The sequence below is a fragment of the Streptomyces sp. NPDC002787 genome, from assembly GCF_053592095.1.
In genome coordinates, this window is record NZ_JBSFVC010000039.1 from 1 (window position 1) to 23,336 (window position 23,336).

General features: G+C 71.7%; 21 protein-coding genes and 1 pseudogene. 6 read left to right on the top strand and 16 right to left on the bottom strand.

The annotated features are described in order from the left end of the window. Positions 1–213: 213 nt before the first annotated feature. Positions 214–1,668 (bottom strand): MocR-like pyridoxine biosynthesis transcription factor PdxR, encoded by a 1,455-nt coding sequence (pdxR, locus tag ACWD26_RS37775; protein WP_451277183.1) that lies wholly within the window; start codon positions 1,666–1,668, stop codon positions 214–216. Positions 1,669–1,715: 47 nt separating this feature from the next. Between pdxR and ACWD26_RS37780 the strand changes: the two are divergent. Further along, a pseudogene (locus ACWD26_RS37780) lies at positions 1,716–2,612 on the top strand (DMT family transporter); the annotation flags it as partial. A 39-nt stretch (positions 2,613–2,651) separates the two neighbouring features. Here the strand turns inward: ACWD26_RS37780 and ACWD26_RS37785 are convergent. After that, complete coding sequence (locus ACWD26_RS37785; protein ID WP_451277185.1) at positions 2,652–3,485, bottom strand: alpha/beta fold hydrolase; 834 nt, start codon at positions 3,483–3,485, stop codon at positions 2,652–2,654. Positions 3,486–3,644: 159 nt separating this feature from the next. Here ACWD26_RS37785 and ACWD26_RS37790 point away from each other — a divergent pair, with 159 nt between their 5' ends. After that, positions 3,645–4,532 carry an RNA polymerase sigma-70 factor gene (locus ACWD26_RS37790; RefSeq protein ID WP_451277187.1) on the top strand — a complete coding sequence of 296 codons (888 nt, stop codon included), beginning with the start codon at positions 3,645–3,647 and terminating at the stop codon, positions 4,530–4,532. Between the two features lie 155 nt (positions 4,533–4,687). Next, positions 4,688–5,449, top strand: a complete 762-nt coding sequence (locus ACWD26_RS37795; RefSeq protein WP_451277189.1) for a GntR family transcriptional regulator — start codon at positions 4,688–4,690, stop codon at positions 5,447–5,449. 100 nt (positions 5,450–5,549) lie between these two features. Here the strand turns inward: ACWD26_RS37795 and ACWD26_RS37800 are convergent, their stop codons facing one another. Next, positions 5,550–6,707 carry an ROK family transcriptional regulator gene (locus tag ACWD26_RS37800; RefSeq protein WP_451277191.1) on the bottom strand — a complete coding sequence of 386 codons (1,158 nt, stop codon included), beginning with the start codon at positions 6,705–6,707 and terminating at the stop codon, positions 5,550–5,552. A 287-nt stretch (positions 6,708–6,994) separates the two neighbouring features. Here ACWD26_RS37800 and ACWD26_RS37805 point away from each other — a divergent pair, with 287 nt between their 5' ends. Further along, positions 6,995–7,432, top strand: a complete 438-nt coding sequence (locus tag ACWD26_RS37805; RefSeq protein ID WP_451277193.1) for a hypothetical protein — start codon at positions 6,995–6,997, stop codon at positions 7,430–7,432. Between the two features lie 30 nt (positions 7,433–7,462). Here the strand turns inward: ACWD26_RS37805 and mug are convergent, their stop codons facing one another. From mug to ACWD26_RS37870, 13 genes are all read right to left on the bottom strand, one after another. Continuing rightward, complete coding sequence (mug, locus tag ACWD26_RS37810) at positions 7,463–7,960, bottom strand: G/U mismatch-specific DNA glycosylase (protein WP_451277195.1); 498 nt, start codon at positions 7,958–7,960, stop codon at positions 7,463–7,465. Between the two features lie 44 nt (positions 7,961–8,004). After that, positions 8,005–9,447, bottom strand: a complete 1,443-nt coding sequence (gene purB / locus ACWD26_RS37815; protein WP_451277197.1) for an adenylosuccinate lyase — start codon at positions 9,445–9,447, stop codon at positions 8,005–8,007. A gap of 364 nt (positions 9,448–9,811) precedes the next feature. Further along, positions 9,812–11,047 (bottom strand): PP2C family protein-serine/threonine phosphatase, encoded by a 1,236-nt coding sequence (locus ACWD26_RS37820; protein WP_451277199.1) that lies wholly within the window; start codon positions 11,045–11,047, stop codon positions 9,812–9,814. Between the two features lie 296 nt (positions 11,048–11,343). Beyond that, positions 11,344–11,691 carry a DUF4326 domain-containing protein gene (locus ACWD26_RS37825; protein ID WP_451277201.1) on the bottom strand — a complete coding sequence of 116 codons (348 nt, stop codon included), beginning with the start codon at positions 11,689–11,691 and terminating at the stop codon, positions 11,344–11,346. A 194-nt stretch (positions 11,692–11,885) separates the two neighbouring features. Further along, entirely contained in the window at positions 11,886–12,986 is a 1,101-nt protein-coding gene (locus ACWD26_RS37830) for an amidohydrolase family protein (protein ID WP_451277203.1), read from the bottom strand. A gap of 539 nt (positions 12,987–13,525) precedes the next feature. Further along, positions 13,526–13,660 carry a hypothetical protein gene (locus tag ACWD26_RS37835; protein WP_451277205.1) on the bottom strand — a complete coding sequence of 45 codons (135 nt, stop codon included), beginning with the start codon at positions 13,658–13,660 and terminating at the stop codon, positions 13,526–13,528. Positions 13,661–13,832: 172 nt separating this feature from the next. Then, positions 13,833–14,672, bottom strand: coding sequence for an SGNH/GDSL hydrolase family protein (locus tag ACWD26_RS37840; protein ID WP_451277207.1), 840 nt, complete (start codon positions 14,670–14,672; stop codon positions 13,833–13,835). Positions 14,673–14,859: 187 nt separating this feature from the next. Then, entirely contained in the window at positions 14,860–15,876 is a 1,017-nt protein-coding gene (locus ACWD26_RS37845; RefSeq protein ID WP_451277209.1) for a hemolysin family protein, read from the bottom strand. Next, positions 15,873–17,210 (bottom strand): hemolysin family protein, encoded by a 1,338-nt coding sequence (locus ACWD26_RS37850; protein WP_451277211.1) that lies wholly within the window; start codon positions 17,208–17,210, stop codon positions 15,873–15,875. Before ACWD26_RS37850 ends, ACWD26_RS37845 begins: the two co-directional genes overlap by 4 nt. 205 nt (positions 17,211–17,415) lie before the next feature. After that, positions 17,416–17,841 carry a GNAT family N-acetyltransferase gene (locus tag ACWD26_RS37855; protein WP_451277213.1) on the bottom strand — a complete coding sequence of 142 codons (426 nt, stop codon included), beginning with the start codon at positions 17,839–17,841 and terminating at the stop codon, positions 17,416–17,418. A 235-nt stretch (positions 17,842–18,076) separates the two neighbouring features. After that, complete coding sequence (locus ACWD26_RS37860) at positions 18,077–18,994, bottom strand: LLM class F420-dependent oxidoreductase (protein ID WP_451277215.1); 918 nt, start codon at positions 18,992–18,994, stop codon at positions 18,077–18,079. A 50-nt stretch (positions 18,995–19,044) separates the two neighbouring features. Beyond that, a complete protein-coding gene (locus tag ACWD26_RS37865) occupies positions 19,045–21,615 on the bottom strand; it encodes an ABC transporter permease (protein WP_451277217.1) in 2,571 nt (856 codons plus the stop codon). A gap of 4 nt (positions 21,616–21,619) precedes the next feature. After that, positions 21,620–22,465 carry an ABC transporter ATP-binding protein gene (locus ACWD26_RS37870; RefSeq protein WP_451277219.1) on the bottom strand — a complete coding sequence of 282 codons (846 nt, stop codon included), beginning with the start codon at positions 22,463–22,465 and terminating at the stop codon, positions 21,620–21,622. Positions 22,466–22,711: 246 nt separating this feature from the next. Between ACWD26_RS37870 and ACWD26_RS37875 the strand changes: the two genes are divergently transcribed. Both ACWD26_RS37875 and ACWD26_RS37880 read left to right on the top strand, forming a co-directional pair. Beyond that, complete coding sequence (locus ACWD26_RS37875) at positions 22,712–22,951, top strand: toxin-antitoxin system HicB family antitoxin (RefSeq protein ID WP_451277221.1); 240 nt, start codon at positions 22,712–22,714, stop codon at positions 22,949–22,951. A gap of 4 nt (positions 22,952–22,955) precedes the next feature. Then, positions 22,956–23,330, top strand: a complete 375-nt coding sequence (locus ACWD26_RS37880) for a fic family toxin-antitoxin system, toxin component (RefSeq protein WP_451277223.1) — start codon at positions 22,956–22,958, stop codon at positions 23,328–23,330. Positions 23,331–23,336 lie beyond the last annotated feature (6 nt).

Sequence of the window (23,336 nt, forward strand, 5' to 3'; positions counted from 1 at the left end):
CCGCGCCCCTAAAGACACGGCCCCTACGGGCCGAAAAGCACGGGGCGCAGCCCCTGCTTTTCAGGGGCGCGGGGAACTGCGCGAGAAGCCCCACCGGACCCGCAGATGGGGGTCGAAGGGGCGCAGCCCCTGGGTGGTGGCACCTCCCGCTCGAGCGAAGCCGAGAGTGGGGGAGGGACGGGTAGGGGCGGCGGGGGCGAGAAAAACCCACGGTCAGCCGACCGCCGACGCCAGCACCCCCACTCCCTCCCGAATCCGAGCCGGAGACAGATGCGCGTACCCAAGAACCAACCGCACCCCCTCATCCGGCGTCCCCCCGTACCGCGCCAGCCCCCGCACCGCGACCCCCGCCGCCGCGGCCCGTTCGAGAAACCGGTCGATCGGCCCGTACCGATCCGGCAACGCGACGATGACATGCAGCCCCGCCGCGATCCCGGACACCTCCGCCCCGGGAAAACACTCGGTGAGCGCGGACACCAGCACGTCACGCCGCTCCCGATACGCCCGCTGGCACCGCCGCAACTGCCGGTCGTAGTCCCCCCGTTCCACGAACCGAGCGAAGAGCGCCTGGTCGAGGGTGGGATGGCCGAGATCCATGGTCCGTTTGCGTTCGACGACCTCCTCCGCCAGGGACGCCGGCACGAGGAGCCAGCCGAGCCGCAGCCCGGGCGCGAGGGACTTGCTGACGGACCCGGTGTACGCGACCCGTTCGGGATCGAGCCCCTGGAGCGCGCCCACGGGCGCCCGGTCGTAGCGGAAGTCCCCGTCGTAGTCGTCCTCGACGATCAGCCCGTCCACCGACCGCGCCCAGTCGAGCAGTTCGGCCCGCCGCCGAGCGGAGTACGCGATCCCCGAGGGGAACTGATGCGCCGGCGTCGTCACCACCGCCCGCACTCCCGACGCACGCAGCGGCCCGACGGCCAGCCCCTCCTCGTCCAGCGGCAGCGCCACGGTGCCGAGCCCGGCCGCGGTGTACAAGGTGCCGTGCTCGGGGCTGCCCGGGTCCTCGACGCCGACGACGCGTATCCCGCGCGCGTGGAGCACGAACCCGAGCAGGGTCGTCGCCTGCGCGACCCCGGAGACGACGACGATCCGCTCAGGGTCGGCGACCACGCCCCGGCGCCGGGTGAGGAGTTCGGCGAGGGCGGTGCGCAGCCGGGGCAGCCCGCGCGGATCGGGGTAACCCAGCGCCTGGTGCGGCAGCTCCGCGAGCACCCCGCGCTGGGCCGCCGCCCAGGCGGCGCGCGGGAACAGCGACAGGTCGGGCGTCCCGGGCACGAAGTCCGCGCGGGCGCCCGGGGAACGCGGAGCGAGGTCACGCGCGCGGGGGAGGGCGGCCCGCACGGCGGCGCCCACCCAGGTACCCGCACCCCGGTCGCTGCGCAGATACCCTTCCGCGGTCAGTTGTTCGTACGCCTCCGTCACCAGACCGCGCGACACCCCGAGGTCGGCCGCGAGTTCCCGGCTCGCCGGCAGCCGAGTCCCCCGCGCGAGCCGCCCCGTCCGGATCGCCTCCCGCAGCGCGGCCTGCAACGTACGTCCACGCGCGCGTGCGGGCGCGTCGGCGACGGGCAGCAGCAACTCCCAGGCGGTGGCCCAGGGAGCGGACCCGGAGGGGCCACCACTCCCCGAAGCGCCGTCCCCCGAATTGGTCCTCGATGACGTCATGGAAGTGGACCTTAAGCCGGACCGCCCGCCTCCCTAGCGTCACGACCATGAAAGCCACGCCCGCGCGGACCATCGCCCCGCACACCACCGCCCCGCACACCACGGCGACGCACGCCGGCAGCCTCCACGGAGCCCTCCTCGCCGCCCTCGCCTGCGTCCTCGTGGGCGGCTCGTTCACCGCCAACAGCGTCCTGGGCGACTACCCGTACGCGGGCGGCCAGTTCCTCCGCTACGGCCTCGCCTGCCTCCTGCTGCTCCCGCTCCTCGGCCGGGGCGGCACGGCACCCCTGCGCCGCCTCGGCGCACGCCAGTGGGTGCGGTTGGCGCTGCTCGCGGCCATCGGCATGGTCGGCTTCAACGTCGCCGTGATCGCCGCCGAGCGCACCGCGGAACCGGCCGTACCGGGAGTCTTCGTGGGCTGCGCCCCGGTGGCCGTGGCGGTACTCGTGCCGCTGCTGGAGGGCCGGCGCCCTCAACGGCTCGTCCTGCATGGGGCGTTGCTCGTCGCGGCCGGCGCGTTCACCGTCCAGGGGTGGGGCCGTACGGACGGCGCCGGAATAGCCTTCTCGCTGTGCGCGCTGGCCGGCGAGGTCGGCTTCGCGGTGCTGGCCGTGCCGGTGCTGCGACCGCTCGGGCCGAGGCTCCTGTCGGCGACCGTGTGCGGCGTCGCCGCGGTCGAGTCCGCGGCCGTCGGCCTGGTCGTGGACGGCGGCGCGTGGCTGCGCCGCCCGGACGGCACGGAGACCGCCGCGCTGCTGTGGCAGGCGGCGGTCGTCACGGTCATCGGGTTCGTGTGCTGGTACATGGGCATGCAGCGCATCGGCGCCGAGCGCGCCACGCTCTTCTCCGGCCTCATCCCGGTCGCCGCCGCCTGCACGGCGCCGCTCGTCGGCACGGGTTCCTACGGTGCCGCGCAGGCCGTCGGCAGCGCACTGGTGGGCGCCGGAGTCGCCCTGGGATCAGGGGCGTTGACCCGCCGCCGGTCAGCGGCTGCCGTCGAGGATGACACGGGCGACCAGCGCGGGGTCGTCGTTCATGGGGCAGTGACCGCAACCGGGCAGCCGCACCAGCCGCGCACCGGGGATGACCCGCTTGGCGCGGACGCCCTGGCGGCGCACGAGCAGCCAGTCTCGCGTGCCCCAGGCCACCGTGACCGGGAGCCCGGGCAGGTCGTCGGTGAACAGGACGCTGCCCCCGGCGCGGAGGGTCTCGTCGAATCCGGCGGCCCCCGCGAGCGCGAGGGTCTCGGCGACCACCGCCTCGGGTGAACGGCGGGCCGGGCGGGCGTAGATGGTGCTCGTCAGAGCCGTGCGGCCGACCGCCGTACGGGACAGTTGTTCGACCAGCGGCAGCGGCAGCCGCCGGGAGATGTGCCGCATGGTGAGCAGGACGCCGAAGGCGTACCGCCGCTCGGCCTCGCTCCAGAACCCGGCCGGGGACAGGGCCGTGACGGACCGTACGAGCTTCTCGCGGCCCAGTTCCAGGGCGAGCAGACCGCCCAGGGAGTTGCCCGCGACATGGGGGCGGTCGAGCTCCAGTGCCTCGCAGAAGGCGCCGAACACGGCGGACGTCGTGGGCAGGTCGTAGGCCAGGCCGTCCGGCAGCGCGGGGGACTCGCCGAAGCCGGGCAGGTCCACGGTGATGACCTCGCGCTCGGCCGCCAGGATGTGGACCACCGGGTCCCAGGCCTGCCGGTGGTGGCCGATGCCGTGCAGCAGGAGCAGTGGTTCGCCGGCGCCCTCGCGCGCGTAGGAGACCGTCACGGGTCGCGGGCCGAGCGGGGAGGGGACCTGGAAGGAGACCGTGGCGGCGGACATGGTGCAGCTCCTCGTCTGGGCGGTGGCGCGCTGACGTGCGGGGGTTCGTAGACAGCTTGTCAGCAACCGCTACCGGCGGGTAGTCCCAGTGGGTAACAAGCCGCGGGCGCAGCGGGAATCGCCTGGACACGGCCCCGCCCCTCGGGGTGGGATGGAGCGGTGACGACCGACATCGCGACCGACGTCTTCGAAGAGCACCGCCCCGTCCTCATGGGAGTCGCCTACCGCATGCTCGGCCGGGTCGCCGACGCCGAGGACGTGGTCCAGGAGGCCTGGCTGCGCTGGTCCGGCACCGACCGGTCCACGGTGCGCGAACCGCGCGGCTACCTGGTCCGCGTCACCACCCGGCTCGCCATCGACCGGCTGCGCCAGGTGCAGTCGCGCAACGAGGCGTACCCCGGCCCGTGGCTGCCCGAGCCGTACGTCACCGACTACGGGGCCACCGTCCCGGACACCGCCGAGCGTGCCGTCCTCGTCGACACCGTCTCGCTCGCCGTCCTCGTCGTCATGGAGTCCCTCTCGCCCCTGGAGCGCGCGGTGTTCGTGCTCCGGGAGGCCTTCGGCTACCCGTACGCCGAGATCGCGGCCATGATCGACCGCGCCGAGCCCGCCGTGCGCCAGCTCGCCGGGCGGGCCCGCCGCCACGTCGACGAGCGCCGCCCGCGCTACGAGGTCGACCCCGCCGAACGCCGTGAGCTGACCGAGAAGTTCCTCGCCGCGGCGGCCGACGGCGACCTCGACGGCCTCATGTCGCTGCTGGCGCCCGACGTCCGGCTGGTCGGCGACGGCGGCGGCCTCAACAAGGCGCCGGTGCGCGTCCTCGAAACCGCCGACAAGGTGGGCCGGTTCCTGCACGGCGCAGCCGGCAAGGGCCTCGCCGACGTGTCGTTCCGCTTCATGGAGATCAACGGCGGCTTCGCGGTGGTCCTGCTGTCCGGCGACAAGGTCGACAGCGTGTTCCAGCTCGACGTCGCCGACGGCCGCATCCAATGCGTCTACATCGTGCGCAACCCGGAGAAGCTGGTCTCGCTGCCGGTGGAGCGGTAGGCCGCCACGTCCGACCTGTCGGATGCCTGAGGGTTCGATGATTGGTCTTGACCAAGGGTGGGGGCGGGCCTATGGTCGCAAGAAAGTGCAACAACCTTTAATAAACAAGGGCGCTAAAAACGCCGCCGGGCCACGGCGAAGCAGCGGAGGACAGGGTGGGGACCCAGCAGCTGGAATCGGTGCCGGAACCGAAGTACTGGCATCTGAAGACCGTGCTCACTGAGGCATTGGACTCCGAGTTCTCGGTGGGGGAGATCCTGCCCAACGAACGTGACCTCGCGGCCCGCTTCGGCGTCGCCCGGGCCACCCTGCGCCAGGCACTGGAGCAGCTCGAACTGGAGGGCCGGCTGCAGCGCCGTCGCGGCGTCGGCACCACCGTCGCCCCGCCGCGCGTCGGGGTCGCGGTCGGCTCCGAACAGCACACGTGGCCGGGCACCGTCGGCGACGCCTGGCAGGCCGTGGACTGCGCGACCGTGGCGCCGCCCGCCGCGGTCGCCGACATCCTGGAGACCGCGCCCGGCGAGCAGGTGCACGTCGTGCGCCGCTCCCGTATGTCGCACGGTCAGCCCGTCGCCGCCGAACTGCTCTACGTACCGGCGGACTCGGTGCCCGCCCTCTCCGCCATCGACGCGCCCTCCGGTGCGGCACGCGCGCGTGCCGTACTGCGCGAGCTGCAGCGCATGGAGCTGGAGGGCCAGGACCGCTCGGTCGAGCTGGGCTCGGCCCGCGCGGACGACGCCAAGGAGCTCGACCGGCTGCCCGGCGCGCCCGTCCTCGTCGTCACCACCCGCTTCTTCGCCGAGGGCCGCACAGCGGCCGTCTCCCTGGCCACCTACCGCGCTGACACATGCCGCCTGACCTTCGGCGACTCGGGCGGCGTGGAGATCCACCACGGCCCGGAGAGCCGCGCGTCCTGACGACGAGGGCCGTACGTGGTGACCACGCCGGCCGACCCCGAGCCGTACCCGCCGCGTCCCGGACTTCCGGGGCGCGGCGTTCTCGTGCCCCGGCACCGGTTCAGCGCCGCGCCGTCACCGTGCCCTCCACCGCGAACAGCTCCTCCTCGACGTGGTCCAGCGCGAGCCGCAGCGCGCCCATGGCGACGGCCGCCTCGCCCAGCCGGGAGAGGGCGACCCGGGGCGGTCGCAGGCAGTAGCGCGCCAGTTCGTGCCGCAGGGGGTCGAGGACGTCGTCGATGCCCGTCGCCCAGCCGCCCACGACCACCAGTTCGGGATCGAGGGCGAGGACGAGCGCCGTCACATCATGGACGAGGCGCTGTATGAAGCGGTCCACAGCCGCGCGGGCCCGCTCGTCGCCCTCCCGCGCGTGCTTGAACACCTCGGCGACGGCCTGCTCGTCGAGCGGGTGCAGGGGCTCCCCCGTGGTCGACAGCAGCGCCTCCGGTGTGGCCTCCCGGCCCAGCAGATGCAGCGCGCCGATCTCCCCGGCCGCGCCGCCGTACCCCCGGTGCAGCCGCCCGCCGATCAGCGAACCGGCCCCCGGGCTCAGCCCCGCCAGCACGAACACCACGTCGTCGGACTCGGTGGCCGCGCCCTTCCAGTGCTCGGCGACCGCGGCGGCGTTGGCGTCGTTCTCGACCAGGACGGAGCACTTGAAGGAGCGGCTCAGCCGCTCGCCCAGGTTCAGCCCCGTCCACTCCGGCAGAGCCGCGCACAGCCGTACGGCGCCGTCGGCCTCGATGACGCCCGGGCTGCCCACGCCGACCGCGCGCAGCGAACCCCGGGAGACGCCCGACCTGCGGAGCAGCTCCGCGACGGTCGAGCGCAGCCGCTCCAGCCGGTCGTCCGCCGACGCCGACTCGGAGACGTCCTTGGACAGCGACCCCAGCACCCGCCCGTCCAGGTCCGCGAGCAGCGCGGTCACCTGGTGCGAGCCCACGTCCAGGCCCAGAAGGTGGCCTGCCTCGGCCCGGAACCGGTAGTGCCGCGCCGGCCGTCCCTGCCGCCGGGCGGCGCCCTCCTCGGCGGCCCGCTCGACGACCAGCCCGGCCTCGACCAGGCCCTCGACGACGCCCTCGACCGTCGGCCGCGACAGCCCGGTGACCCGGGTGATCTCGGTGAGCGTCGCATGGTCCGTCGCCCGCAGCGCGTGCAGCACCACGGCCGAGTTGATTCTTCGCAGCAGAGAAGGATCCCCGCCGGTCAGTCGCCCCAACGCCCGTCCTCCCAGCTCGCGCCCGATGTCTGCCGGATCGTACTCGCCGCGGCGGACCCCGGCGAGTGCCCGGCGCCCCCGACCTGCGGAATCCCGCACGGTCGCCGGGGCCCCGCCTGGCTGGGCCGGCGCCACGAACCCCGACCCGTACGCCACGCCAGCGCCCGGCGGAGCACGCCGTGCCCGCCCTGGTCACAGTCCGCGTACCCGCGTACGATCCCGCGGCCTGAGCGGACCGCCGCCTGACGCCACGCCAATTGTCAGTGGCCGGCGCTTTACTGGACCGCATGAGCATCACGCGGCACCTCGCGGTCATCGACCGGCTGTGCTCCGAGGACTTCCCGGCGGAGCGCGGCCGGTCCGACGTCGGCACTGCCGGGCCCGGCTATCACCTCGCCGAGTTAGAGACGAGTGCCGACTTCTGGGAGGACGACGGCACGCGCCGGGAGGAGACGGAGGAGCAGTACGAGGCGGCCCGGGACGCCCTCTCGGAGCGGCTGGCCGAGCGCTGGGGGCCTCCGGACGTCTTCAGTCTGTGGAGCGTGTCCAGCCGTCACCTGGAGGGGGAGGGCATACCCGAGCCCTGGGGACCGCTCAGCTCCCACGTCCCCGACGTGCACCTCTGGCAGGCCGACGGCCGCTGGATCGCCCTCGGCGTCTCGCAGTGGGACCAGGAGCTGCCGTTCCAACTCGTCGCGGTGATAACGGAGATCGACCCGCCCTGACCGGACCGCCCCGTGGCGAACGGCCGGCGGTCAGGCCTCCGCCGCCACCCGCAGCCGCCCGAACTCCTCCGCCATCGTCGCCGCCGTCCAGTGCGCGTTCAGCCCGCTGGGATTGGGCAGCACCCACACGCGAGAGTCCCCGATGGTCCGCTCCTGCGGACCGACGACAGCCTTCCGGTCACCGAAGGCGGCCCGGTACGCGGTCACGCCGACCACCGCGAGCCAGCGCGGCCGCAGCCGTTCCACCTTGGCCGTCAGCAGGCGCCCGCCCTCGACGTACTCCTGCGCCGTCAGCTCGTCGGCGCGTGCCGTGGCCCGGGCGACGACGTTCGTGATGCCGAGCCCGTACGAGGGCAACTCGTCCTGCTCGGACGGCTTGAGGAGGCGGGGCGTGAAGCCGGACAGGTGCAGGACGGGCCAGAAGCGGTTGCCGGGGCGGGCGAAGTGGTGGCCGGTGGCCGCCGTCATCAGCCCCGGGTTGATGCCGCAGAAAAGGACCCGGAGGCCGTCCGCGGTGACGTCCGGCACCAGCCGGTCGCGGGCGGCCTCCAGTTCGGCCTGGGTGAAGCGGGTCAGAGGATCGCTCCCGGGGTGTAGCCCGCGGCCTCCGGGCGCTGCTTCACGATCTCCTCGATCCGGCCGACGACGACGGCGACCTGGTCGGAGGCGGCACCCGTGAAGGAGAGCTTGTCGGCCATGAGCGCGTCGAGCTGGGCACGGTCCAGCGGGATGCGGTCGTCGGCGGCGAGCTTGTCGAGCAGCTCGTTGCGCTCGGCCCCCTGCTCGCGCATGGCCAGCGCGGAGGCGACGGCGTTCTCCTTGATGGCCTCGTGCGCGACCTCACGGCCCACGCCCGCGCGCACCGCGCCCATCAGCACCTTGGTCGTGGCGAGGAAGGGGAGGTAGCGGTCCAGCTCACGCGCGACCACCGCCGGGAACGCGCCGAACTCGTCGAGCACGGTCAGGAAGGTCTCCAGCAGACCGTCCAGCGCGAAGAACGCGTCCGGCAGCGCGACCCGGCGCACCACCGAGCAGGACACGTCGCCCTCGTTCCACTGGTCGCCGGCCAGCTCGCCGGTCATCGAGGCGTAGCCGCGCAGGATGACCATCAGTCCGTTGACGCGCTCGCAGGAGCGGGTGTTCATCTTGTGCGGCATGGCGGACGAGCCGACCTGGCCCGGCTTGAAGCCCTCGGTCACCAGCTCGTGCCCGGCCATGAGCCGGATCGTCTTCGCCAGCGAGGATGGCGCCGCCGCCAGCTGCACCAGCGCGGTCACCACGTCGTAGTCCAACGAGCGCGGGTAGACCTGGCCGACCGAGGTGAACGCCTGGGCGAACCCGAGGTGCCCGGCGATGCGGTCCTCCAGCTCCGCCAGCTTGGCGGCGTCCCCGCCCAGCAGGTCGAGCATGTCCTGGGCCGTGCCCACCGGGCCCTTGATACCGCGCAGCGGGTAACGGCCCAGCAGCTCCTCGATGCGGCCGTACGCCACGAGCAGCTCGTCGGCGGCGGTCGCGAACCGCTTGCCGAGGGTGGTGGCCTGCGCGGCCACGTTGTGCGAGCGGCCGGCCATGACCAGCTCGCCGTACTCACCGGCCAGCTTGCCGAGGCGTGCCAGCACGGCCACCGCACGGTCGCGGATCAGCTCCAGGGAGAGCCGGATCTGCAGCTGCTCGACGTTCTCGGTGAGGTCGCGGGAGGTCATGCCCTTGTGCACGTGCTCGTGCCCGGCGAGGTCGTTGAACTCCTCGATCCGCGCCTTCACGTCGTGCCGCGTGACCTTCTCGCGCTCGGCGATGGAGGCCAGGTCGACGGTGTCGAGGACCCGCTCGTAGTCGGTGAGCGCCTCGTCGGGCACCTCGATGCCGAGGTCCTTCTGGGCCCGCAGCACGGCCAACCAGAGCCGCCGCTCCAGCCTCACCTTCTGCTCGGGCGACCAGAGCGTGGCGAGCTCGGCGGAGGCGTAGCGTCCGGCGAGGACGTTCGGGATGCGGGGCTTGGCTGGCGCAGAAGTCACGTAGACGGAGTTTACCGGGCGTCCATATGGGCTCCGGACCGTCCAGGCGATGTAGGAACGTACAGCTCAGGGGCTCCTAATGGGAGGGGGCGAGTTCTGGTCAACAGGCGTGACGTCGTCTCGTAAAGCAGCACGCCTGCAGCACAGGCCGCCTTCTTCGGCTGCATGTACTACGACCGCTTCGGTGTGGCACCGGATGGGCGAGTGTTTCGCAACGCGGCCGGGATGACATCTCCGACGGCACCTCCCGTGCCCGGAGGCCAGCGGCCCTCTTGCAGGACCGCAGGAAACATGACGGGGGCGACGCAGCTGCCGTCCGGCGATCTCGCGTAAATCATCGGCGCCCGTCACCTTGCCCGCTCGGCTACAGGTCTACGACGACCAGGGCGATGTCGTCGCGGGAGCCGCCGGCCACGCCGAGGCGGGCCAGCAGGGCGTCGGCGAGGCGGTCGGGGCCCATACCGGCATAGCGGGCCAGGGCGTCGGTCAGCCGGTGCAGGCCGGCGTCGATGTCCTCGCCGCGGCGCTCGATGAGCCCATCGGTGTACAGCACGAGGGTGTCACCGGGGGCGTACGACAGAGCGGCCTGCGGGCGGGTGACGTGCTCGGGGCGGGCACCCAGGGGCGGGTCGGTCGCCTCATCCAGCAGGTCGCAGCCGCCGTCGTGATGCACCAGGACGGGCGGGGGATGGCCGGCGCTGCTGTACGTGATCCGGTGATGGCGGGTGTCGACGACGACCTCGACAGCGGTGGTGGCCACCGCCCCCTCCACCGAGCGGGCGTACAGGCCGAGGACTTCCAGCGACCTTGCGGGCTCGTGCAGGGCACGGACGGCGGCGCTCAGTGCGCTGCGGAGCATGCCCATGACGGCGGCGGCCCCCAGACCGTGGCCGACGACGTCGCCGACGGCAACGCCGAAACAGTCACCGGGCAGGTCGACCACGTCGTACCAGTCGCCGCACACGTTCAGCGACCCGACCGCGGGCAGGTAGCGCACCGCGACGTTCGGGTGCCCGGCCAGATCGGGCGCGTGCAGCATGGCCTCCTGAAGGGCGAGGGCGACCTGGCGTTCCCGTGCGTGCGCCTGGCGCAACTCCTCGTTCAGGCGCTGCAGCTCCCGCGCTCGCGCGTACAGCTCGGCCTCCATCGCTTCGCGCTCGCCCAGCGTTCCGCTTTGCGGGCGGGCCGGGCGGGACAGGACGAAGGCGGTCACGTCCTCCACCCGGTGGATGATCCATGCCACTTGCCCGTCCGGCCCGAGGACGGGTGTGTTGATCGGGGACCACCACCGCTCCTCGAACGTCCCGGGCCGGGCGGTGACGGGGATGTCGTACTTCTGCACCGCCATGGTGTCCGGCTGCCTCGACCGCAGGACCCGGTGAAGCGAGGCGTCGAGGTTGCGCACGCCGTCCGCGTCGGGGTCCGCGGGATTGTCCGGGAAGGCGTCGAACAGGTACTGCCCCACCAGCTCTGGCCTGCTCCGCCCGGTCGCACTCAGGTACGCCTCGTTGACGTCGACGATCACCAGGTCGGGCCCAAGCACGAGATAGGGACTGGGTGTGGCCGCGAACAACGCAGAGTAGTCGATCTGCGGTACCACTGGTCTGGTGCCAGTCCTTTCCGGTCGGTGGGATTCTCACAGGCCGCTTGTCCACTCCGGCGAGCCGCACGCGGACTGCAGCATGGCGGCGGGTGACCGGGCTCCGGCTGGAGGGGGAGACGGGCGAAGCCGAAACACGCCTCGCCCACCGTTCCAACGGCTGGGAAGGCGTGGCCTACCGAACCCTCGCCCGGGACGACGCCTTTTGGGGCGGCGCATTCTCCCTGTGACGCGGATCGATGCAGGCGCGGGGCGGGAAGGGTCTGGTGATCTGCATCGGCGCGAAGAAGAGGAACCTACGAAGAGCCCGACGCGTCGGCCGGCTCCGCCAGGATGTCCCCGTGGCACAACTCCGGCGCGCACCAGCAGGCCAGCGTCCTGCCGCGCAGCTCCGGCACCAGGGCCAGCAGCTCGGGGTCGGCCATCAGGTACTCCCGGTACTTGGCCATGACCTCGGCGCGCGTCCCGTCGCGCTTCTTCTTCTCCGTGTCGTACTGGAACGGGTTGTACAGCGGATGCTGAGGAAGGTCCCAGTGGCCCATCGTCCAGCGGCGGCCGATGTACACCAGGTCGCTCGGGGCGAACTCCAGCCGGGGACCGAAGTCGCGGATGCGGCCCTTCAGATTGATCACTGTCGTGGACACGCGTGCCTCCCGGTACAGCGGCTCCCTAGGCTACTGGCCCCTCGTACGGCAGCAACTCGGGCCGCTTGGCCGGCAGACCGTCGCCGGAAGGCTTCCCACGAGGCCGGACGTGAGAACACATCGTCCACCGAGGCACAGCGTCTCCAACTCCCCATCCAGCGACCGGATCTCGGCGTAAGTAACCGGCTGGGGTACTAGGTTCGCTTGAGCGTGGGCATGAGGCGGAGGGCGTTGTCACGGTTGATGCCGCGGCGTTGGCGTTGGGTGAGGACGGAGTCGGTCTCGACGGCCGGCACCGTGAAGCCGGTGATGATGTCGGCGGAGGCGGCCGGCCAGTCGGTGCCGAAGAGGATCTGGTCGGCACCGGCGGTGGCCACCAGAGTGCCCGAGGGGGCTAGCGGGCCCGCCGTGTCGTAGTAGAAGCGGTGGAGATAGTCCTGTACACGGGCAGCATCGAGGGGTGGCGTGCAGAAGCTGCCGAAGGCCTTCATGCGCGTGGCGATCTGAGGAAGGAACCCGCCGGCGTGTGGCAGGACGACTGACAGGTGCGGGTAGCGGTCGAGTGTCCTGGTACGGATCAGGTTCACGGCGGCACGCGTGGAATCCAGCAGGAAGTCGCACATGAAGTTCGGAATTCCGGGGACGGTGGGCACACCGGGTGGTCCGCCCGGGAGGTCGAGTGGGTGGGTGAAGAGGACCGTGGCGCGTTCGTCGAGTTCTGCGAGGAATCGGTCGTAGGAGGGATCACCGAGGTAGATACCGTTGTAGTTGGCTTTCACGCTGACTCCAACGGCCCCGAGCTTGTCGAAAGCGTGTTGGAGAGCCCACGTGGTCACGTCGGGATGGTCCAGGACAGCAGGGCCGAGGATCGCGAAACGGCCCGGGTGTGCGGCCACCAGGTCGGCCAGTGCCTCGAAGACGACAGTGAGGCCTTCCCTGGCCTGCGCGGCGGAGCGGTACCGGTCCTGCATGGTCGGGTTGAGGACTGCGGTCGCGATGCCTACCCGGTCCATCAGCGCCAGAGTGGAGTCCAGATCCCAGCGCGCCCACCAGGGCAGTTCCTGCCGCCGCACCAGGCCCTCACGCTCGGCCCAGTCGACCCATGCCGGAGCGGTGAAATGGTGGTGGACGTCAATCCTTGCCCGGCTGGCGTCGTCACCGCTCTGCGAGCCCTGAGGCACCGCTTCCTCCCTGGCCAGAGCACTGGACCCGCCCGTCGCGGCGACGGTGGTCGCCACCGCACCACCGGTGATCAGCAGACTGCGCCGACTCATGGCCTCGGTCGATTCCGGCATTCCGCGTATCCCATCCGTAGGTTGCTCCAGCTTGCTGCATCACGATGGCCCGGCGACGGGCCTGCGATCAGCACGGCGTGCCCTGTTCGAGGCCGGTTACCTCGAACGGACGAGGTCCAGAGGGTGGGGCCTGGCCAGTTCCCGCTGTCGTCCGGCTTTTGGGACGGGGCGCCCGGTGCGGACCCCCGGTGGGGAAGGCGTCGTGCACGGCATCGATATACAGATCCCCCTGTACAGGTTTTCGCCGTGGACGGGGCGGATGATGTGGCCGCAGCGCAGCGCAGCGCATCGCGGACGGCGCGCGCGGGTCGGGCTGCGGCAGCTGGCCCGCGCCCGGGAAGTGGCAAAGGAAGTCCGGCGCCCGACTATGGCTGACCGTCCCCGACTGGACATCTGGCAGGGCGGCAGGCCGTACACGCTGGCCGCGTACTCCGAGCGGATCACCGTCGGCTCACCACTGGGATTTCTGGTGGGACTGATCCACTCCGCAGAGGACGCTCAATCGGGGAACTGGCTTTCAGGAGTGCGGTGCTGGGTCGTCAGGCGACGGAGAGTCGGTGCCACCAGATTCCCAGTTGCTCGTCGATCCGGCCTCGTGAGATCAGCACCGCGGGCGTATGTGTCGGGCGCAGCCCCTGCGCGAGCTCGTTGAGCAGGACGTCGCGTTCGTTCATGACTGCCTGCCTGGGGGACGGACGCCTCTCCGCCGCGGTGATCTGGGCAGGTGGTCTGAGTTCACCCATGACGTCCCGCAACAACGACTGCGGGCCATGTGCGGGGAAAGAGGCGGCGCCCCGGCGGCGCCCCGCGTCGAATCGGTGCATGGCAGCCGGGCGGGGCTCCGGGTCAGGGCCCCACCTGTCGCCAGTCCGTCACAGGGCCGGGGTTCGTGTGGTCCACAGGGGTGACCCAGAAGGCTTTGCCCAGCTCAGCGCTGAACTGGGCGCCTGTCCGGCCGTCGCCCGAGGAGCGGCCCGTGAGACGGCGGCCTATCCACGGCAGCAGATACTGGCGGGCGAACCGCGCGTGGGCCACCTGGCGGGCTTTCCAGCCGGGCGGTGGTGTGACGGGCATCGGCGTCCGCCACTCCGGGTCCTCCGCCTGGTAGCCGAGCGTCTGCCAGACCGCCTCGGCGACCCGGCGGTGTCCCTCGGCGGTCAGGTGCAGCCGGTCCACGTCCCACATCCGGGGGTCGGCCAGCGAAGGCGCCCCGTACAGGTCGACGACGAGGGCGCCGTGCCGGGCGGCCAGCTCGTCCACGCAGACGAACAGCTCCTCCATGCGCGGCCGGAACCGCTCCAGGACGGGGCCCTGGCGGCCGGGGCTGCGCATCAGGACGAGCTGCTTGCAGGCGGGGGCGAGGCGTTCCACGGCCTCCTCCAGCAGGCCGCGCACCCGGCCCATGTCGCACTTGGGCCGGAGGGTGTCGTTGAGGCCGCCGACCAGGGTGATCACGTCCGCCTCCATCGCGGCCGCGACCTCCACCTGCTCGGCGACGATCTGCCCGATCAGCTTCCCGCGCACCGCGAGGTTGGCGTACCGGAAGCCGGGCGTCCGCGCGGCCATGCGGCCCGCGAGGAGATCCGCCCAGCCCCGGTACGTACCGTCGGGGAGGAGGTCGGACATGCCCTCGGTGAAGGAGTCGCCGACCGTGACGAGGCTGGAGTATGTGGGGTTCGTCTGCATGGCGGAAACGATGCTAACGCGTTCACATACCCAGCGGTCGGTCGGCCTCCTCGCCTCGGGCGGTGTCTCCGCCGGTATCTCGGACAGCGCCGCCGCCGGTTATCTGGGACAGCGCCGCCCCCGGTGATCTCGGACAGCGCCGCCCCTGGTCATCTGGGACGGCGCCTCCGTCGGCATCTCGAACGGGTCACACCGCAGGCTGTCCGAACAGCTCCCGCAGCACGTCCTCCATGGTCACGATGCCGGCCAGTCGCCCGTCCGCGCCCAGGACGGCCGCCAGGTGCGTCCGGCTGCGACGCATCGCGGTGAGCACGTCGTCCAGCGGCGTGGTCTCCCGGACCCGGGCGATGGACCGCATGTCGCGGACCGAGAACGGCACATCGCGCGGCGCCGCGTCGAGCGCGTCCTTCACATGGAGGTAGCCCACGATCCGGCGCCCCTCGTCGACCACGGGGAAGCGGGAGAATCCGGACTCGGCCGACAGCCGCTCCAGTTCCTCCGGGGTGACCCCCATGCCCGCGTAGACCACGTGCTCCAGCGGGAGCACGACATCGCGCACGGGCCTGCGGCCCAGCTCAAGGGCGTCGCGCAGCCGCTCCCGCGCGCGGTCGTCGATGAGGCCGGCCTCACTGGAGGCCCGGACCAGACGGGCGAGTTCGGTGTCCGAGAAGGTCGCCGTGACCTCGTCCTTGGTCTCGATCCGCATCAGCTTCAGCAGGGCGTTCGCGAAGGCGTTGATCGTGAAGATCACCGGGCGCAGCGCGCGTGACAGGGTCACCAGCGGCGGTCCGAGCAGCAGGGCGCTGCGGACCGGTTCCGCGAGGGCGATGTTCTTCGGCACCATCTCGCCGAGCAGCATGTGCAGATAGGTGGCGAGCGCCAGGGCGATCACGAAGGACACCGCGTGGCCCGCGCTCTCCGGCACCCCGAGCGCGTGGAACAGCGGCTCCAGCAGATGCTCGATCGCGGGCTCCGCGACCACACCGAGGACCAGCGTGCACAGCGTGATGCCGAGCTGCGCCGCCGCCATCAGCGCCGACACATGCTGCAGGCCCCACAGCACGCTGCGGGCCCGCCGGTCACCCTGTTCGGCGTACGGCTCGATCTGGCTGCGGCGCACCGAGATCAGGGCGAACTCGGCGCCCACGAAGAACGCGTTGACGACCAGCGTCGCGAAACCGATCAGCAGCTGGACGGCGGTCATCGCGTCTCCTCCTCGTGCTCCTCGTAGGGCGCGACCGGCGCGTGCAGCAGCACCCGCGCGGCCCGGCGCCCGGCGGCGTCCACCACGTCCAGCCGCCAGCCGGCGACCTCGACCGTGTCACCGATGGCCGGAATCCGGCCCAGCTCGGTGGCGACGAGTCCCGCGAGCGTCTCGTACGGTCCCTCCGGGGCGCGCAGGCCCACCCGGGCGAGCTGGTCGGTGCGGGCGGAGCCGTCGGCGGAGTACAGCTCACGGCCGTTCTCGTCGGTGCCCACGGGGGCCAGGTCGGGCGTCTCGTGCGGGTCGTGCTCGTCCCGCACCTCGCCGACGACCTCCTCGACGATGTCCTCCAGCGTCACCACGCCGGCGGTCCCGCCGTACTCGTCGATGACGACGGCCATCGTGCGCTTGCCCGAGAGCCGGTCCAGGACGCGGTCGACGGTCAGTGACTCCGGGACGAGCAGTGGCTCGCGCAGCAGCTCCGCCACGGAGGTGCGCAGCCGACGACCGGCGGGCACGGCGAGGACGTCCTTGATGTGCACGGTGCCGACCACCGAGTCGAGGCTGCCCCGGTAGACGGGGAAGCGGGACAGACCGGTGGCCCGGGTCGCGTTCGCCACGTCCTCGCAGGTCGCCTGGGCCTCCAGGGCGATGACCTGGACACGCGGGGTCATCACGTTCTCCGCGGTCAGGTCGGCGAGGTTCAGCGTCCGCACGAACAGCTCGGCGGTGTCCGCCTCCAGCGCGCCCTCCTTGGCCGAGTGCCGGGCGAGGGCCGCCAGCTCCTGGGGTCCGCGCGCGGAGGCCAGCTCCTCGGCGGGCTCGACGCCGAAGAGGCGCACGAGACGGTTGGCGGTGTTGTTGAGATGGGTGATGAAGGGCCGGAACGCGGCGCTGAACCAGCGCTGCGGGTTCGCCACCTTCTTCGCCACGGGCAGGGGCGCGGAGATCGCCCAGTTCTTGGGCACCAGCTCACCGACGACCATCAGCACGACCGTCGACAGGGCCGTACCGATCACCAGCGCCACCGAGCCCGACGCGGAACCGGGTATGCCGGCCGCCTCCAGCGGGCCCGCGATCAGCTTGGCGATGGACGGCTCGGCGAGCATGCCGACCACCAGGTTGGTGACGGTGATGCCGAGCTGCGCGCCGGAGAGCTGGAACGTCAGATTCCGTACGGCCTTGAGGGCGCCGACGGCGCCCCGTTCGCCGCGCTCCGCTGCCCGCTCCAGCTGGCCGCGCTCGACTGTGGTCAGGGAGAACTCGGCGGCGACGAAGGCACCACAGATCAGCGAGAGCAGCACCGCCACCAGAAGGAGGAGCACTTCGGTCATCGGGTCACCTCCGTCCCATGGTCGGACAGGGGCGGGAGGATCGCGCGATGTCGTGCACCGGCTCGGGTACGAGAGGTACCGGGCCGACTACTGGGAGGCTCGCCCATGGGCGGACGCTCACAACCTTTCCGTAGAGGTTGGCTGGTCCACCCATGGTAAAGGATCGGCAAAGTACCTTCCCGTCGCCTCCGTGCGCTCCGGGCCCTCAGTCCCCGAGCGGCTTCACCCACCGCCGCCACTTCTCCTCGGGCGCGTACCCGGCCGCGCGCCACGCATGTTGGGCCGTCTCGTTCCGGACGAGCACCATCGCGTCCACGCGGCGCCCCCCGAGCCGTACGAACCGCTCCTCGGCGGCGGTCAGCAGCGCCGAGCCGATGCCCCGCCGCCGTCGCTCCGGGTGCACCGCGAGCCGGTACAGATGGCACCGCCAGCCGTCGAAGCCGGCGATCACCGTGCCCACCAGCTCACCGTCCAGCTCGGCGAGGATCAGTGCCTCGGGGTCACGGGCCACCAGCCGTTCGACGCCATCACGGTCGTCGCTGATGCTCGTGCCCTCGGCGGACACCTTCCAGAAGGCGAGGACGGCGTCGAGGTCGTCGGGCGTCGCGGCCCGTATGCGCAGGTCGGTCATGGAGCGATCCCATCACCGGGGGAGGAGGGCCACCTGGAATTCCAGGATCCGGACAACGTCCGGCGGACAACGTCCGGCGGACAACGTCCGGCGGACATCGACCGGGGGATAACGAAGGGCGGACAGGGAAGGGCGGACAACGAAGGGAACCGGATCCCACCGGGCACCGCTCCGGTCCACCCGGACCCCATCGGGCCCACCCCGGGCGAACCCGCCCGGCCCGCCCCGGCCAGCCTCACCTGCCCCGCAGCGCCTCGACGACCTTGGCGAACGTCTCCATGTTCGGCTCCAGGACGGTCAGGTACGAGAATCCGTACCGCTCCCGCTGTGCCAGCACCTGGTCGACGATCTCCTCCAGGGTCCCCACGAGGACCAGCGGCAGTTCGAGGACCTGCTCTTCGGTCAGGTTCGGGAGGTGGCTGAGCCACGGCGCGGCGGCGGCCCTGCGGTCCTCGGTGATCTCGACGATCTGGATCAGCAGGTTGAGCTCGGCGGGTTCCTTCCGCCCGGCCGCGAACTCCTGGTAGCGGGCGACCCGTTCGTCGAGCTCCCCGGCGGTGAGCGGTTCCAGCTTGCCGCCCGCCACCGTCCGCGCGCCCGTGAACGCCGCGACGTCCGCGTGCTCGGCGGTGATCCGCAGCATCCGGTCACCGTTGGCGCCGATGAGCAACGGCACCCTGGGCCGCTGCGCGGGACGCGGCATGGGGGTCCCCCCGCTCGAGCGCAGCCGAGAGTGGGGGAGCTCCTCGGAGCCGAGGAGCCGGTCCAACTCACTCACAGTGCGCAGCAGATGGTCGACACGCTCGCCCGGCGAGCCCCATGGCAGCCCGGCCTTGTCGTGCTCGGCCCGGACGTACCCGGTGCCGAGCCCCAGCTCCAGCCGTCCGCCGGTCAGGGCGTCCGTGGTGGCCACCTCGCGTGCCAGCAGCGTGGGGTTCCAGAACCCGGCGTTGAGCACGAACGTGCCGAGCCGTGGCCGTTCGGTCGCCTCGGCGGCGGCGATCAGGGACGGAAACGGCGCGGGCATGCCCAGATGGTCCGGGACCAGGATCACGTCGTAACCGAGCTGTTCGGCGCGGCGGCACTTCGCGCGCCACTCCGCGGCCGACGTGGGGCTGAGCAGATTGACTCCGAAGCGGAACGGGCGCGGCATGAACTCTCCTCACCTACAAGGGACTTGAGCCGACATACCGGTGGAGTACATCACTCGTGCGCGATTGCCGCCAGCACGTTCATCCGGGAGGCGCGCAGCGCGGGCAGCAGGGCCGCCACGACGCCCACGACCGCCGAGCCGATGACCACGGCGATGACCGTGCCCCACGGGATCGCCAGCGCCTTCATGCCCTGCAGCGCCAGCACCTGCTGCACGCAGACGCCCCAGACCAGGCCCAGCGCGAGGCCGAGGACCGCGCCGAACACGGCGATCACCACCGACTCCAGCCGGATCATCCGCCGCAGCTGCCGCCGGGCCAGACCGATCGCGCGCAGCAGCCCGATCTCCCGGGTGCGTTCGACCACCGACAGGGCGAGGGTGTTGACCACGCCGAGCACCGCGATGACGATCGCGAGACCGAGCAACGCGTAGACCAGATACAGGAGTACGGCGATCTGGCCGCGGATCAGCTCCTTGTAGTCGGCCTGGTCACGGACCTGCACCTGCGGATACGCCTCCAGCGTGCGCTCCAGGTTCGCGCGCAGCTCGTCCGCGCCGACGCCGGAGCCGGCGTTCACGTACAGCGCCGAGTCCTGGCCCTCGGGCACGTACTTCTCGATGGTGTCCATCCCGAAGTACAGCCCGCCCTGCGTCCCGAAGCCGTCGGCGGTGTCCTGGTCGGTGAGCGCGACCACCTTCAGCTCGGCGCTCTTCCCGGCCGGGAACCGCACCGGGACCGTGCTGCCGATCGTCACGTCGTGGTCCCGCGCGAACTCCACGTCCATGGCGATGGAGCCGTCCGCCAGCGCCGCCGCGCTGTCGCCCCGGGCGTAGGTGACGTTCGCGACCTCGTCCAGCCGGGAGTCGTAGGCCGAGGCGGTCGTCTCGATCCGCTCGCCGTCCGGCAGCCGGACCGCGACCGGGGTGAACCGCTGCCGGACGACGAGGCCGGCGCCGTCCGTGGCGCTGACCTTGTCGGTGACCTCCTGCGGGAACGGCATGAAGTTCTGGTTCTGGATGACGAAGTCGGCGCCGAGGGTGTTGTCGATCTCGTCGTCGAAGGACTTGGTCATCGACGCGCTGGCCACGGACATCCCGCCGACCAGTGCGATCCCCACCATCAGCGCGGCGGCGGTGGCCCCGGTCCGGCGCGGGTTGCGCAGGGCGTTGCGCTGGCTCATCCGGCCGACGGAGCCGAACAGCGCGGGGAACGCGCCGCCGAGGACCCGGATCACCGGCCGTACGAGCAGCGGTCCGGCGATGACGGTGGCGATGAGCGTGAGGACCACGCCGAGCCCCAGCAGCGAGGCCGCGGAACCCGTGTCCGACGACATGGCGCAGCCCACGAGCGCCGCGGCCCCGGCCGCTCCGACGGCCGCGCCGACCACCGCGCGTACCTTGAGGGGCCGCCCCACTCCGGCGATCTCGGCGTCCGAGAGCGCCGCCATCGGCGACACGGTCGCCGCCCGCCGTGCCGGGAGGTACGCGGCCACGAAGGTGACGCCGAGCCCGACGACGTACGCGGCGACCGGGGTGCCGACGCCGATCACCATCTCGGTGGACTTGAGGTTCATGCCGAGCAGGCCCATGAGCTCGATCAGCCCGAAGGCCAGTCCGATGCCCGCGGCGAGGCCGAGCGTCGACCCGACCAGGCCGAGCAGCGCCGCCTCGGTGAGGACCGACCTGCGCACCTGCCGCCGGTCGGCGCCGAGCGCGCGCAACAGGCCCAGTTCGCGGGTGCGTTGGGCGATCAGCATCGAGAAGGTGTTGACGATGAGGAATATCCCGACGAGCGTCGCGATACCGGCGAAACCGAGCATCACGTACTTGATGACGTCGAGGAATCCACCGAGCGAGGCGGCCGCCGACTCGGCCTGCTCGTCGGCGGTCTGGTAGTCGTACGCACCCGGTCCCAGCTCGTCGGCGATCCGCTGCTTGAGCTGCTCGTCGCTCACGCCCGGCGCGGCGGTCACCGAGATGCCCGTCGCGCCGTCCGGGTCGCCCAGCAGCTTCGTCTGCGCGGTCGGGGTGTCGAGGAAGACCAGCGCCGCACCGGGGTTGGTGGTGGTGAAGGTGGCGATGCCGACGATCCGCACCTTGAAGGAGCCCGGCCGGGCGAGCACTGTCAGGGTGTCGCCGATCTCCACGTCCTTGTTCTTCGCGGTGTCCGCGTCGAGCAGCGCCTGGTCGGGCCCTTCGGGCGCGTGACCGCTGGTCAGCTCCACCGGACTGCGGTCGGTGAGGTACCAGTTGGTGGCGATGGTGGGGGCGCCCGTCGTGGGCCCCACGGACTCGTTGGCGCTGTCGACGACCGTGATGTTCTCCACCGCCGCGTCGACATGGGTGTCCGCGACGCCCTCGATCCCGGCCAACCGCCCGGCGAGCGACGCGGGCACGGTCTCCACCGCCCCGGTCGGCAGCTGCCCCTCCAGGCCGTCGTCCTTCGGGCCCACGGTCACATCGGCCGAGGTGGAGGCGAAGAGCCGGTCGAAGGTGCGGGTCACGGTGTCCGAGAAGATCAGGCTGCCCGCCACGAACGCCACGGACAGGACGACCGCCAGCGCCGACAGCAGCAGCCGCCCCTTGTGCGCGACAAAACTCCGCAGGGTCGCCTTGAGCACGGTCTCAGTCCTTGTCGAGGCCGGTGGGCCCGGTAGGGGATACGTCGGTGGTGTCGCCCTCTCCGTCGAACGTCGCCCGGATCGTGTCGAAGCGCTTCATGCGTTCCAGCACCGCCTCGGCCGACGGTCGCTCCATGCGGTCCACGATCCGCCCGTCCGCGAGGAAGAGCACCAGATCGGAGTGGGCGGCGGCGCCTGGGTCGTGGGTGACCATGACGACCGTCTGGCCCAGCTGGTCGACCGCCTCGCGCAGGAAGCCGAGGACTTCGAGGCCGGCCCGGGAGTCGAGGTTGCCGGTCGGCTCGTCGGCGAAGATCAGCTCCGGCCGCGAGGCGAGTGCGCGGGCGCAGGCGACGCGCTGCTGCTGACCGCCGGAGAGCTGCGAGGGCCGGTGTTCGAGCCGGTCCCGCAGCCCGAGCGTGTCGATGACCTGGTCCAGCCACTTCTCGTCGGGCCTCTTCCCCGCGATGTCCATGGGCAGGGTGATGTTCTCGGCCGCGTTCAGCGTGGGGATCAGGTTGAAGGACTGGAACATGAAGCCGATCCGGTCCCGGCGCAGCCGCGTCAGGTCGCGGTCCCTGAGGCCGGTGATCTCGGTGTCCCCGAGCCAGACCTGCCCGGCGGACACGGTGTCGAGCCCCGCCAGACAGTGCATCAGGGTGGACTTCCCCGAGCCCGAGGGGCCCATGACCGCGGTGAAGCGGCCACGCGCGATGTCCACGTCGACCGCGTCGAGGGCGAGCACCGTCGTCTCGCCCGAGCCGTACGCCTTGGTCAGGCCCCGGGCGCGGGCGGCGATGCCGTCGGCCTCCGCGCGGCCGAAGGTGTGCTCAGCGGCTGCAGTGGACAAAACGGCCTCCAGGATCGAACCAGTTCGAATTCCGGGCGTTCTCGGACGAGCCTAGTGTGATCCAGTGCACACCCGAAATCCCCCCGAAGTCCGAGTCGGCCTCCACCGCAGGTCGGGTTTCCCGCATTCATGTAAGGGGCACCTAAATTCTCGCCAGCTAGAGGTGGCGAGTCGAGGCGGTGTGCCGGGGAGGTCAGGGAGCAAGGCGCCCTTGCCCCGCTAGCACTCCGGCGCTAGCGTCGAGTCATGGCCAAGACCCAGCTGAACGTACGGGTGGACGAGGACACGGCGCGAGCCGCCCGGGAGCGAGCCCTGGAGCGCGGGATGAGTGTGAACCGGTACATCGAGGAGTTGGTCAGGCAGGACACCGGCGAAGCGGGTCACACCTTCGTCGAGTCCGCCGCCGACTTCATGAAGCAGTACGAGGCGGTCTTCGCCGAGGAGTTCGGCGCCGAGTTCGAAGGCCGGCGCGAGGGACGTCGCTGATCCCTTGAGCCAGCTCAGAATCGACCTCGCCTGGCTCCTGATGGTCGCCGAACGGAAGACGCCCGGAGATCCCCAGGTCGCCGACTGGGGCGCCCTGGTCGCGGCCGTCGCCCGCCACGAGGCCGAGATCTTCGACGTCCCCGTCTACGACACCCCGCACGCCCGAGCCGCCGCACTCCTCCAGCTCCTCATGCACGTCCCGGCCCTGGAGCGCTCCAACGCGCTCTTCGCCTCGGCCGTCGCCTACGGCTACCTCGTGGCCAGCGGCGTCAAGGTCGTCACCTCCGCCGAGCAGGTGCGCGAACTGGCCAAACTGGTCAAGAGCGGCGAGGCCACCGTGCACGACATCACTCAGCAGCTGCGCCAGTGGAGTCTGTGAACCAGC

What these genes read in the sequence shown, in the direction of transcription:
- ACWD26_RS37860 (WP_451277215.1), bottom strand. Translation starts at nt 18,994, where the DNA reads ATGCCGCGCCCGTTCCGCTTCGGAGTCAATCTGCTCAGCCCCACGTCG.
- ACWD26_RS37805 (WP_451277193.1), top strand. Translation starts at nt 6,995, where the DNA reads ATGAGCATCACGCGGCACCTCGCGGTCATCGACCGGCTGTGCTCCGAG.
- ACWD26_RS37855 (WP_451277213.1), bottom strand. Translation starts at nt 17,841, where the DNA reads ATGACCGACCTGCGCATACGGGCCGCGACGCCCGACGACCTCGACGCC.
- ACWD26_RS37835 (WP_451277205.1), bottom strand. Translation starts at nt 13,660, where the DNA reads ATGAACGAACGCGACGTCCTGCTCAACGAGCTCGCGCAGGGGCTGCGC.
- ACWD26_RS37840 (WP_451277207.1), bottom strand. Translation starts at nt 14,672, where the DNA reads ATGCAGACGAACCCCACATACTCCAGCCTCGTCACGGTCGGCGACTCC.
- ACWD26_RS37785 (WP_451277185.1), bottom strand. Translation starts at nt 3,485, where the DNA reads ATGTCCGCCGCCACGGTCTCCTTCCAGGTCCCCTCCCCGCTCGGCCCG.
- ACWD26_RS37875 (WP_451277221.1), top strand. Translation starts at nt 22,712, where the DNA reads ATGGCCAAGACCCAGCTGAACGTACGGGTGGACGAGGACACGGCGCGA.
- ACWD26_RS37845 (WP_451277209.1), bottom strand. Translation starts at nt 15,876, where the DNA reads ATGACCGCCGTCCAGCTGCTGATCGGTTTCGCGACGCTGGTCGTCAAC.
- ACWD26_RS37830 (WP_451277203.1), bottom strand. Translation starts at nt 12,986, where the DNA reads ATGCCGGAATCGACCGAGGCCATGAGTCGGCGCAGTCTGCTGATCACC.
- pdxR (WP_451277183.1), bottom strand. Translation starts at nt 1,668, where the DNA reads ATGACGTCATCGAGGACCAATTCGGGGGACGGCGCTTCGGGGAGTGGT.
- ACWD26_RS37850 (WP_451277211.1), bottom strand. Translation starts at nt 17,210, where the DNA reads ATGACCGAAGTGCTCCTCCTTCTGGTGGCGGTGCTGCTCTCGCTGATC.